Below are 11,275 nucleotides of genomic sequence, written 5' to 3'. Positions count from 1 at the left end.
TTGCCTATTGCCTATTGCCTATTGCCTATTGCCTATTGCCTATTGCCTATTGCCTATTGCCTGTTCCCTATTCCCTACTAAACCAAATAACTTTGCTAATTTTGCACGAAACTGGCTAAATTCATAAGCTTCAATAGTTTTTTGTTGCAGGTATTCTGGTTGATAAACTACTGGATTAGAGAAATTACCTTGCAAGATTTGAATCAGATTATCGGTAATTTCTTCGACGTTATCAGGGTCAACTAAACATCCCAATTTTCCTTGTGCCAATGGGTCTACAGAACCATCTTGATTACCCGCCAAGACGGGTTTACCACAAGCTAAAGCTTCCAGATAAACAATACCAAATCCTTCTCCTTTACTAGGCATAGCAAAAACATCGCAGAGATTGTAATGAGCGCACAATTCTTCATCTGGGATAAACCCTGCAATGGTAATAGAATCTTGCAGATTTAAGCTGTTAACTAAAGTTTTAATTCGAGGTAAATCATCCCCTTTACCTGCAAGAATAAAGTGAACATTAGGAATGTGCGATCGCACTTTAACTAAAGCATGAATAATTTGGTCATACCCCTTATATTTTGCCATGCGTCCCAGGCGGGTTACCGTCAGAATTATAGGCTGTTCACGTCTTAAATTATATCGCTTGAGTAAGTAAGTAGGTTTAGGCTGGATTTGAAATTGTTTAGCGTCAAACGTATTAGGCAAAACCACAATTTTATGGTAATCAATATCTTTTTCTTCAAGCAAGCGCTGGTGAGTGTAATTACTAACACTAATAATTTTATCTGCTTTTCTTAATGCCAATTTTGTAATTTTGTTATCAATATCCCAAACTTCTAAGCCATGAGCAACTACCCAGTAAGGAATCCCCGTTATCAGTTTGATAATATAACAAGCAGTTGCATAGTTAACATGTGTTGATATGATTATGGTAGGACGTTGAAAAATAGCAAAAATGATTATTTTGATAGCAAATAAAATAGTTTGCAACAATCTTGGTAAATTTCCAAAATAATGAAATTTTGTCGAATTTAAAAATTGCAAATCTCGCTCTTGTTTTAAATTGTGCTTATCATACTTGAGAAACACATCATAATTAGCCTCAGGATATAAATCTTGTAATGCTCTCAGCAAAAATATTGAATAAACTTGAATACCTCCCTTAAAACCAAATATATTGGGAAATATTAACTGAAAATGACGCTGATTTATCATATCTTTTTTAAGTATTGTAACTCGTTTAACTGATTTACTGGATGAAAAAATTATTACATTTCAGAACTAAGCAGCGGAGTCAAAGACTGCACTCCTGAATTTTCAGGCACAATTTTCTTAGAATTGATAGCTGCTGCCAGAAAATAAAACTCAATAGTTGTAAAGGTATAATCTTCAGCAAAAAAGTCTGGCATTTGAGATGCTAAAAACATCATAATGGGAACGATCGCCACGGGATTAACATGTTTAACTTTCGATGCAATTACTACTAAAAAGTTAGTAAAAATCAATAATCCAGGCACTCCTTGTTCTACTAGGACATTTAAAAATATATTATGTGCATGAAAACCTTTAGGGCCAAAAACTTTAGTTCCTATATGTTCTGCAAAAACTCCTACACCTATACCAGTCAATGGTCTTTTAATAGTTTCAATAATCGCTGCTTTCCAAAGAGCAAATCTTGACAACGCTGTTCCTACAGGACTAGGAAGTGCAATTTCACTCGGATTCGCTGAAAATAAATTAATTAATGGAAATATTTTACTATCTCCCAAACCTATTCTATATGTAGATACTGGTATAGTTAGAATACACAAAAGCCATAGACTGATAATAAAAATCATCTTTTTCAAATCAATAATTTTATATACCAATAAAATAATTAAACCAAACATAAAAATTAGCCAAGCATTTCTACTGGCAGACAACGCTAGGGAAATTAAAAAAACAAATTCGCTTATATATAATTCAATTGCAGAAATTTTATTTTGTTTTTCTAAAATTAGACTTAAACATAAACCAATACCCATTATTACTCCAAACTGATTAGGATTTTGCATTATTGAACCAATTTGAGGATAAAAACTGGGAAATTTTAATAATTCAAAAAGCCAGTGATTGGGAACTAAAGCTTCTAAAAAACCCAAAACTCCAATTATTTGTAATAAGTACAATATACAACGATAGTAAAATGTTAAAGATGATGTTTTGAGCTTTCTAAAAGTTAAGACTAGAAAAGCAAAAAATAATATAAAATAACTAGAGTATTTAATACTATAAGTAATAGCGGTACTGGGAAATTGGCTAGTTAATGAAGAAACCCACATCCATAAATACAATATACTAACACTTATCAAAATAATTTTATTTTTTTTTATAAGTTCTCTTGTATCTTTTAAAGACAAACTAATTATACCAAAGCTGAAGGCAGGAAGTAATAAATAATGAATACCAATATTGAGTCCAGGAAATTTAATCCGACCTAAAAGCGAAGAAAATAGTATGAGTAGGAAAAATATATTAATCATAACTTTTTAGTTTGAGATAATTTTTTGACAACATAAAATTTAGATTAAAACCTAGATTCATAGCTTTAACCGGAGATTTTCATATTTTTCTAAGTTAAAAAATTTAAACCTGTGGAGGATATTATCACAATTTAGTCCTCCACCGATATCAAGCTCACAATTAATTTGCTATCAGTAGTTTTTATTGAATTGTCTGCCAAATTTTCAAAATATTTTCACCACTTCCACCGCCGGCAATAGTATGTCCATCTGGGCTGATAGCAACTGCATAAATATATCCAGAACCCGTCTCTAAAGTGCGGATTTTTTCTCCTGTTACTGGATTCCATAGTTTGATAGTCCTGTCACTGCTACCACTGACAAGGATGATACTATTGAAAACTGTGCTTGGCAAAAAGGCGACGGAGTTAATCTTATCATTATGTCCCTTTAACGTATGCATTAACTTTCCCGTTCCCAGATTCCACAATTTAATTGTTTTATCATTACTACCACTAGCAAGGGTTTTGCCATCAGGAGTAAAAGCAACTGAAAGAATCGACCCTCCATTTCCTTCTAAGGTGCGGATTAACTTTCCTGTCTCCAAATTCCACAGTTTAATTGTTTTATCCCAACTACCACTGGCGAGGGTTTTGCCATCAGGACTGAAAACTACAGATTGAACACCATTGGTATGTCCTTCAAGAGTGCGGATTAACTTTCCTGTCTCCAGATTCCACAGTTTGATTTTCGTATCCTTACTAGCACTTCCACTGGCAAGGGTTTTGCCATTAGGACTGAAATTCACTGAGGTTACTCCGTCGCCATGTCCTTCGAGAGTGCGAATTAACTTTCCTGTCTGTAAGTTCCACACTTTAATTTTCGTGTCCGCACTTCCACTGGCGAGGGTTTTGCTATCAGGACTAAAGGCTATAGTCCAAATCCAATTAGAATGTCCTTCAAGGCTGCGGATTTGTTCTTTGGTTGCCAGATTCCATAGCTTGATTGTTTTGTCATCACTAGCACTACCAAGGGTTGTACCATCAGGACTAAAAGCTACGGAATTCACATCACTGGAATGCCCTTTCAGGGATTTGGTTAGATAAGGAACTTCCAAGACGTCTTTGGGTGAGGGTGAGGCAGTGACAGGCTGAGAAATTGGTTCAGAAAGCTGGCTGACTTCATCGGGACGAGTTTGGAAATACCAAAGTCCCCCCAATCCCAACACCAAAACGCTACTACCTAACAGCAGTTGAGTTTTGAGGTTGTTATTTGGTTTTGGTGAAACTAGCGCCGTATTTGCTGAAGTAGTTCTGAATGTTGGTGTAAGTACAGTTGGGGGGACTGGTGACAATGGTGGTGGTAGCCTGGGTGTTAAGTCAGTGATGACTTCATCAGCCGATTGGTAACGCTTTTGAATGTCTGGTTGCAACAGCTTATCCAATACTTGAGCCAACTCTACAGACATAGAAATCCCGTCTCTACCCGGAGTGTTCAAATATTGTCGCCACAATGCAACCCAACCATAACCCTGCTGCATCCACAGTTGAGATGGGCGAACCCCTGTCAGTAGATGAAAACAAGTTGCTCCCAAACTGAATAAATCACTGGCTGGGTAGGCTTTACCATCTTGCATTTGTTCCAGTGCTGTGTAACCGTGTGAGCCAATGACAGTGCCAATTTTGGTCTGCACCGTTGCTGTTAGCTGCTTGGAGGCTCCAAAATCAATTAACACTAATCGCCCATCACTTTGACGACGAATAATATTTTGTGGCTTGATATCTCGGTGAATTACCCCTCGTACATGAATAAACTTAAGTACCGGCAGTAAATCTAGCAAAAGTTCTCGAATCTCTCTTTCGTTATAGTTTCCCCGCGTTTCCCATTCTTTGAGCAAGTTTTGTCCATTAATAAATTGCTGCACTAAAAATAAATAACCACTTTGCTCAAAATAAGCCAATAAAGTTGGAATTTGGGGATGTTCTGCTAATTCTTGAAGCCGGCTGGCTTCTTGTTTAAATAGTTCAACAGCCTTTGTTAGTGGGCCGGTTCCTTGAAGTTTTGGTGCAAATTGTTTGACAACACAGCATTCATTAAGCTTGTGTACATCTTCCGCTAGATAGGTTCTACCAAATCCGCCTTCATCTGATAATACCTGAGTCGGACGATAGCGACCTCCCAGTAGGGGTATCAATTCCGCTCGACAATTGTGGCAATACTTGTTTTCATCAGGATTTAGGGGTTTTTGGCAGTCGGGATTCACACAACAGAGCATACTGGGAATCCATTTCCATATTGGGGGTATATATTCATCTTAAGTCATGCAGTATAATCTCTCTTGTTAGTTAATCTCACTCAAATAGCATACAAATCGCCAATTTCCTTACCTCATCAGGTATTCAACAATTTAAATAACTTAAAAAAAAGTTGTGCTTGAACAATGCCTTTTAAGCAATTGATTGGCGTTAATTCCACATATCCATTGTGTATGCATCCTCTCTTTAGTAGCCCGACAGGATTTGGCTCAGTTTGGCAAAAATGTCTCGACAAAAATCCGCAAAGCAGTAATTTCAGTTTGTAGCTAAGTATATACCTACCAACTTGAAATTTACTCTGGTAGTCTAAATTGAGGCAAAAAATCAGAATCCAGAATTCAGAAATCAAAATTCAGAATAAAGAATGACGAAGTTGAATTTCAATTTAGTCCACAAAAATTTCAACTTGATTGAACTGGGGTAAAAACAGACAAAATTAAATTTATTCCCTAGATACAAATTTTCAGCAAAATTAGGAGCGTAATTATGCTACTAGAAAACAACAACTATCGTCGCAAATTAAATCAATTTTTAATTTGTTGCTTGAGTAGTAGTTTGTTAATCGCAAGTAATGGGCTGCCTATCAGTGCTTTGGGAAGACCTGAAAATTCTCAAAACTTTTTAATTGCTAAATCTCCAGATGAGAGACAACCAGAAGCAGTAAAGAAAGGAATTGAGCAAATTCCTCTTTCTAATGCGGCAATATCTCCAAAACGGAAACAACCTGTTGAATCACCAATACAACAGCAGACTCGTCGGATCTCGTCTAACACACAAAATTCCCAGCGTTCTTCTAGCGCTGCAAGTAATAACTCTGGTTCGAGATCGTCTGCACGTAGAGCTTCTAATTCAAATGCTAACCGTGCCAGCAATAGCTCTGGTTCGAGATCGTCTGGACGTAGAGTTGCTAACTCAAATGCAAATCGTTCTAATAATGGCTCAGCCAGAGTTCGCAAGCCAAGTGCTAATGTAGCTGTAAACAATCAAAATCTTCAGGATCCACCGGCACCTACTTACAAAGAGATTAACTTTGTAGATGTCGCATTGGGTATTCTAGATAAAAGAGACTTTCAATCTCAAGGTAGATATTTCCATTTCTACGAGTTTGAAGGTAGAGAAAATCAATTAGTTCAAATTAGACTGATTGGCAGTAACGATAACCGCAAAACAAATAACTTGAGTTTAAAACCGTTATTGTTTTTGCACGATCCCGATAATAATATCATCGTCAAAAAAGGTACTTTAAACAAAAGCAGTGATGGCGATGATGCATTCATTTTTGCACGATTGCCTGTAAATGGCACTTATAAGATTGCAGTTACTAGCCAAGATGCCGGTGAGATAGGCCGCTATAGTTTGGCTCTGAGGAATGATAGAGCTAGCTATACTTTGGATGAATCAGGCCAACTAAGTGCTAATAGTTCAACCTTGAAACAAAATGGCGGAGCTTACAATGTTTCTAATTTTCAAGGTAGAAAAAATCAGCTGATAAGCATTCGTGTAGATAGTGTTGATGAAGAGTTTTCTCCTTACGTAACCTTGCTCAATTCTAAAGGGGAGACCGTAGCTGTAGATCAAAACAAAGACAAAGGTGGCGTGTATACTGCTTTAATTGACCGAGCTAGGTTACCTGAGGATGATACTTACTATATAGTTGTTACTTCCAAAAATCCGCAGGAACAGGGTAAATATAGGTTGACTATTTTCTAAATTCGATTGGGAATGGGGAGTTAGGAGTTATTCTCTCCCTTGCTCCCTCATCTTCCTCACTCCCCATTCCCCAATTAAAGTCAGTGATATTCATGGCTTGGAGAATGGGGGTAGGGCTTTTTAGAGGATAGTAAATAACGCTTAGAGTGTCGGGGATCAGTTGCAAGTGCTGTGGTGAAGTGTTTAAGATGTGAGCCAAGATGTTCTCAATAATCGAGGGGCAAGCAACAACTAATCCTGTTGTGGGACGGGTTAAATCTATGTTATTTGACGGCACTACGGGGTGTTGAGATAAAAGTATTTGCTGCCAGATAACGGGAAAATCTTGGCGCAATACTTGAATTTGTAAGGTTTTGGGATATTTCAGCAGTTGTTCGGGGTTTTGTTGGGAACTTTCCAAATCGGTGTTGAGAATGAAATCTATTGTTACTGTTTGAAGACGTTCAGCTAATTGTTCAATTAAATGTGGTGCTGTACCTGTGGCTGGGACTAAAAGTAGACGCAGACCTTGTTTACCGTTTTTTAGCTTGGGGAGTATTTCACTTAGATGGGTGGTAATATTCATTGCTTGAAGTTTGCCTTGCTGATGACCGGATGTAGGAAAATTCAGGATGCTGGTACCGCAGTTTGATTGTTGGAGGACATGGTATTGGTGGGATTTCATGGCGATCGCAGTACTAATTAATGCTCGAATTGTGCCGCTGTGGCTTACAATTAAAATCGTCTTGCCTACATGATGCGGCAAAATTTCCTGCCAAAATTGATGAGCGCGATCGTACAAATCTAGTACCGGGAAGCATTGCTGCACCGAAGTCGCAACCGCTACACCTGCTGTTTTTAACTGTTTTTCTACCTGCGGTTTTGCCATCTGAAATTCATGTGGCCGTTCCTTCCAGCAGCGATAGTCTGCGGCAAAGTTTTCTTCTACGTATTTGTAAGTAAGTCCCTGCCATGCGGGCATATCAATTTCTTGGAGATGGCAAGATGTTAAGATTCTCTTTTCTTGCTGTGCTTCCATCCCTTTGAGAATTTCAACTGTAGTTTGCTGGACTCGTCGTAGTGGGCTTGTATAAATTAAATCTAATTCTATACCTTTGAGAGCAACACCAGTTTGGTAAGCATCGCTGCGTCCTTTCTCGGTCAACACTGAATCATCACAACTTCCCTGATAACGCTTTTGAGCATTGTAGGTACTTTGAGCATGACGGACTAAAATTACACGAGTCATAGGAATTGTTGAGTTAACGTGAGTTCGATGAACCTCTCCCTGCCTTGAACTAAAGTTGAAGTCTGTCCTTCTCCGAGTCGGAGCTACGGTGTACACACAAGTCTTCTAGATTTGCGCCACAGGCTTTTGATCCCCCCAACCCCCCTTGGAAAAGGGGGGCAAAAACTTCTCAAAGTCCCCCTTTTTAAGGGGGATTTAGGGGGGATCTACGACGATTTTGGTTGTTTAAAGAGATGTGTGTACACGGTAGCCGAGTCGGAGAGGGACGGTTTTGCGTAGTAAAACCTCTTAGAGGTTTTTTGATTGAGCTTAGAGCCATCGAACTCACATTGAGTTATTATTTTCCCCTCATCTCCCTGACCTCCCACACTCCCCACTTCCCACTGCTTTTTCACAGGCATACATGGCTGCATATCGTCCACGTAAGCGCAGCAATTCTTTGTGAGTACCTTGCTCTAAAATCTGGCCGTTTTCGATGTAAAAAATTACATCGGCTTGTTCGATCGCTCTGAGGTTATGAGAAACTACAAAAGTGGTGCATTTCTGAGTTAAGCGATCGAGTGCTTCGTTGACGGCGCGTTCGTTTTCGTTGTCTAAGCCAGTGGTCGGCTCATCTAAAATGACGTAGGCAGCTTGACGAATGGCAGCACGAGCAATGGCAATTCTCTGCCGTTGTCCTCCGGAAAGTGTCGCCCCTCTTTCACCTAAAATTGTCTCGTAGCCTTCAGGTAGCGCCATGATAAAATCGTGGGCATTTGCCAGACGCGCAGCTTCTTCAATTGCTTGGTCAGAAGCCCCCAAACAACCGTAGGCAATGTTATCTTTGACGCTGGCAGCAAACAAAATTGTATCTTGTAGCACCACACTAATTTGCTGGCGGATAGATTGCAGCTTGTATTGCCGCAGGTCGTGACCATCAATTAAAATTCGCCCTGACAATGGGTCATAAAGGCGTAACAGCAAACTGACTAAGGTGGACTTACCGCCACCGGATGGCCCCACCAAAGCAACCCGTTGACCAGGTTGCACTTCAAAGCTGATGTTGTGTAAGATTCTGTTTGTCGGTTCGTAGGCAAAGCTGACATTTTCAAAACGCACACTTCCCCGCAAAGGTGGTGCGTCCATTGCTCCCCGCGCATCGCGGATGTCGGGTACGGTATCTAGCACATCTAGGATGCGTTCGCCGGAGGCAGTCGCTTTAGCGATTTGTCCGGTATATTTGGCAAGTTGGCGCATCGGCTTAAAGGCAATGCGGAGATAGTTGACAAATACGAGCAAATCCCCTGGTGTAATTGCTTGCCTCAATACCAGCTGCACACCCCGCCATAACACCAAGGCTGTGGCAACGCCTACTAGCAGTTCTACTATCCGTTCTAATCCGGCTGCTAGTTTTTGGGCTTTGGCACTTTCTTTTAAACTTTGGCGGTTCTGACGAGAAAAACTGTTCTCCAGGATATGTTGTAAGGACAGGGCTTGGACAACTTTGATTGCCCCGATGGATTCCGCTGCTGTTGCTGCCATTGCACCTTCGCGTTGACGTTGCGATCGCACTACTTGGCGGATGCGTTTTGTCAACCGTATGGTGAAAAAAACAAACAAGGGAAATACACCGACTGCTATCAGTGCTAGTTCCCAATTCAGCCAGAACATGACGAAAATCATCCCGAATAAGGTGAGGGAATGGGCAATCAAGGGTAATACTGCCATCACCGTCACCTCCCGCAGTCGTTCAATGTCGGAGGTAACGCGGGTAATTAAATCGCCCGTCTTGGCTTTGTGGTGAAATGACAGCGAGAGGTTTTGCAGATGACTGTAAAGTTCAGAGCGAATTTCAGTCAACACATTGCTAGCTGCCAGCGCCATGCCCACTACACTAAAGTAAGCAGCAGTAGCCCGAAGTAAAGCGATCGCTACTAACCCTAATGTTAAAACTGTTAATAGGCCAAACTGTCCCAGTCCTGATAACCAAGGAATTTCCCAAGACTGAGATTGAAAACCAGGCACAAGCATGTAATCAAAAATAAACTTTAGCGGCCAAGGTTCGAGCAAATGTAAAAAAATCTCAGCCATTAGTGCCGCAAAAGAAACAATCAGCAGCGTCTTTTGTTTGCTTAACTGAGGTGAAAATCGCCGCAAAATCCGGACAATTCCTGGTAAAGCCGCTCTCAGACTCTTGGTATCTTTAGCCGGCATTATTATTTATCTCCCTCCAAGGAATGAACGAGAGAGACTAACTCACGAACGGGTTTGATTGTATTAAGTGTGGCTTGGTTGTGAGTGTAGCGATCGCTAATATAATAGTTTAGTTTTCTTTCGAGAGCGATCGCTATTTTCTCCAACCACAGGGGATTCTGCCCAAAAGTGAGGCGATTTAACAACGGCTTCAAAAATCCCTGATGGCGACGATGCCCCATCCGCTGATACCGCTTGTTGAAATACTTGTCATTCATCGTCAAATGCCACTTTTGGGCGAAGTGTTCCAAACTGGCAATTTCCCAGGCATTACTCCAACGCAACATAAAAAATGCGAGTTCTGGCAATTCAAACTTCAGCCCTGGCACATAGGTAACTACCGAAGTAGGTTCACAGTAAAAAGTCCCTCCAGCCTCAGCCACCGTCAGACAAAAATCGATGTGTTCCCGCGTACTGAGCAATCTTTCATCTAACAGTCCGATTCGCCGAAAAATCTCAGTGCGAACTAACATACAATGAAACTCGGCAAACTCGCATTGTTGGCGATGAAGTTGATTCCGTACCTCAACAACTTTGCGATTGACAAAGTAATGTTTTTCATGTACTCGTCGTTTGGCTCCAGTTTCCTTTTGTTCCACAACAATATGAGCTTCGCCGCCCGCCAGATGTACTGTTTCTCCCAAAGGCTGACCAATACAAGTTAGCGGAGAGACTACAGTGGCTGTTGTTTCTTGGGCGCATTCGAGTAGGGAATTTAGCCAACCTGGACTGACAATTACATCGTTGTCGATAAATACTAAATATTCGCTATCAATTTGTTGTAAACCGAGGTTGCGGGCTTGGTTGGGTGAAAGGTAACGTTCTGTGCGAATTAATTGAAATTTTTTTTCTTGGGCTTTTTGTTGGAGGTAGCGGTGGATATGTTGCGGTGAACCGCCATCTACATAAATTAGAGAAAAAGGTACTTGAGTATGTTCGTAAATGCTTTCTAGCGATTCGCGGGTGTAACTAAATCGCTCGCGCTGAGAAACAATTATAGTGATTTGTGGTTTGCTCATGGTTAATAGTAGGGAATAGAGAGTAGGCAATAGGCAATGGGCTTAAAAGTCTCTTAGTGTAAAGGTTTTAGTATCAGTTTATGTTCTAACCTCGCTGACAATTGGGATAAAATGTGAAATTGCTGGATAGTGCTGTAAATTTTCTAGTCGATGCAATTGAGTTGCGAGTCGATGCAATTGAGTTGCGAGTCGATGCAATTGAGTTGCGGGTTGATGCAATTGAGTTGCGAGTCGATGCAATTGAGTTGCAGGTCGATGCAATTGAGT

The 11,275-nt window shown here is 40.3% G+C and carries 7 protein-coding genes; 1 reads left to right on the top strand and 6 read right to left on the bottom strand.

All coding sequences use genetic code 11. The features are described 5' to 3' along the window. Positions 1–39 precede the first annotated feature (39 nt). The 3 genes from ACM0OY_RS37760 to ACM0OY_RS37750 form a co-directional block, all read right to left on the bottom strand. The gene (locus tag ACM0OY_RS37760) at positions 40–1,218 is read right to left on the bottom strand and encodes a glycosyltransferase family 4 protein (RefSeq protein ID WP_414573837.1); all 1,179 of its coding nucleotides are present in this window, start codon (positions 1,216–1,218) and stop codon (positions 40–42) included. A 53-nt stretch (positions 1,219–1,271) separates the two neighbouring features. Next, positions 1,272–2,525, bottom strand: coding sequence for an O-antigen ligase family protein (locus ACM0OY_RS37755; protein ID WP_414573836.1), 1,254 nt, complete (start codon positions 2,523–2,525; stop codon positions 1,272–1,274). Between the two features lie 181 nt (positions 2,526–2,706). Continuing rightward, positions 2,707–4,779 (bottom strand): protein kinase domain-containing protein, encoded by a 2,073-nt coding sequence (locus tag ACM0OY_RS37750; protein ID WP_414573835.1) that lies wholly within the window; start codon positions 4,777–4,779, stop codon positions 2,707–2,709. 526 nt (positions 4,780–5,305) lie between these two features. Here ACM0OY_RS37750 and ACM0OY_RS37745 point away from each other — a divergent pair. Further along, complete coding sequence (locus ACM0OY_RS37745) at positions 5,306–6,529, top strand: peptidase (RefSeq protein ID WP_414573834.1); 1,224 nt, start codon at positions 5,306–5,308, stop codon at positions 6,527–6,529. Here ACM0OY_RS37745 and ACM0OY_RS37740 read toward each other — a convergent pair. The 3 genes from ACM0OY_RS37740 to ACM0OY_RS37730 all read right to left on the bottom strand — a co-directional run bounded on the left by ACM0OY_RS37740 (position 6,519) and on the right by ACM0OY_RS37730 (position 11,008). Further along, on the bottom strand, positions 6,519–7,757 hold the full coding sequence (locus ACM0OY_RS37740) for a histidine phosphatase family protein (protein WP_414573833.1): 1,239 nt from the start codon (positions 7,755–7,757) through the stop codon (positions 6,519–6,521). The two genes, ACM0OY_RS37745 and ACM0OY_RS37740, sit on opposite strands and share 11 nt — an antisense overlap. 348 nt (positions 7,758–8,105) lie before the next feature. Next, complete coding sequence (locus ACM0OY_RS37735; protein WP_414573832.1) at positions 8,106–9,950, bottom strand: ABC transporter ATP-binding protein; 1,845 nt, start codon at positions 9,948–9,950, stop codon at positions 8,106–8,108. Between the two features lie 2 nt (positions 9,951–9,952). Beyond that, positions 9,953–11,008 (bottom strand): glycosyltransferase family 2 protein, encoded by a 1,056-nt coding sequence (locus tag ACM0OY_RS37730; RefSeq protein WP_414573831.1) that lies wholly within the window; start codon positions 11,006–11,008, stop codon positions 9,953–9,955. Between the last annotated feature and the right edge of the window lie 267 nt (positions 11,009–11,275).

The sequence above is a fragment of the Nostoc sp. CCY 9925 genome (assembly GCF_963920935.1).
GTDB lineage: Bacteria > Cyanobacteriota > Cyanobacteriia > Cyanobacteriales > Nostocaceae > Nostoc.
This window is presented reverse-complemented; position numbering and strand designations above follow the sequence as displayed.

Coding starts and splice junctions, on each gene's coding strand:
- ACM0OY_RS37740 (WP_414573833.1), bottom strand. CDS start 7,757: ATGACTCGTGTAATTTTAGTCCGTCATGCTCAAAGTACCTACAATGCT.
- ACM0OY_RS37760 (WP_414573837.1), bottom strand. CDS start 1,218: ATGATAAATCAGCGTCATTTTCAGTTAATATTTCCCAATATATTTGGT.
- ACM0OY_RS37745 (WP_414573834.1), top strand. CDS start 5,306: ATGCTACTAGAAAACAACAACTATCGTCGCAAATTAAATCAATTTTTA.
- ACM0OY_RS37755 (WP_414573836.1), bottom strand. CDS start 2,525: ATGATTAATATATTTTTCCTACTCATACTATTTTCTTCGCTTTTAGGT.
- ACM0OY_RS37730 (WP_414573831.1), bottom strand. CDS start 11,008: ATGAGCAAACCACAAATCACTATAATTGTTTCTCAGCGCGAGCGATTT.
- ACM0OY_RS37750 (WP_414573835.1), bottom strand. CDS start 4,779: ATGCTCTGTTGTGTGAATCCCGACTGCCAAAAACCCCTAAATCCTGAT.
- ACM0OY_RS37735 (WP_414573832.1), bottom strand. CDS start 9,950: ATGCCGGCTAAAGATACCAAGAGTCTGAGAGCGGCTTTACCAGGAATT.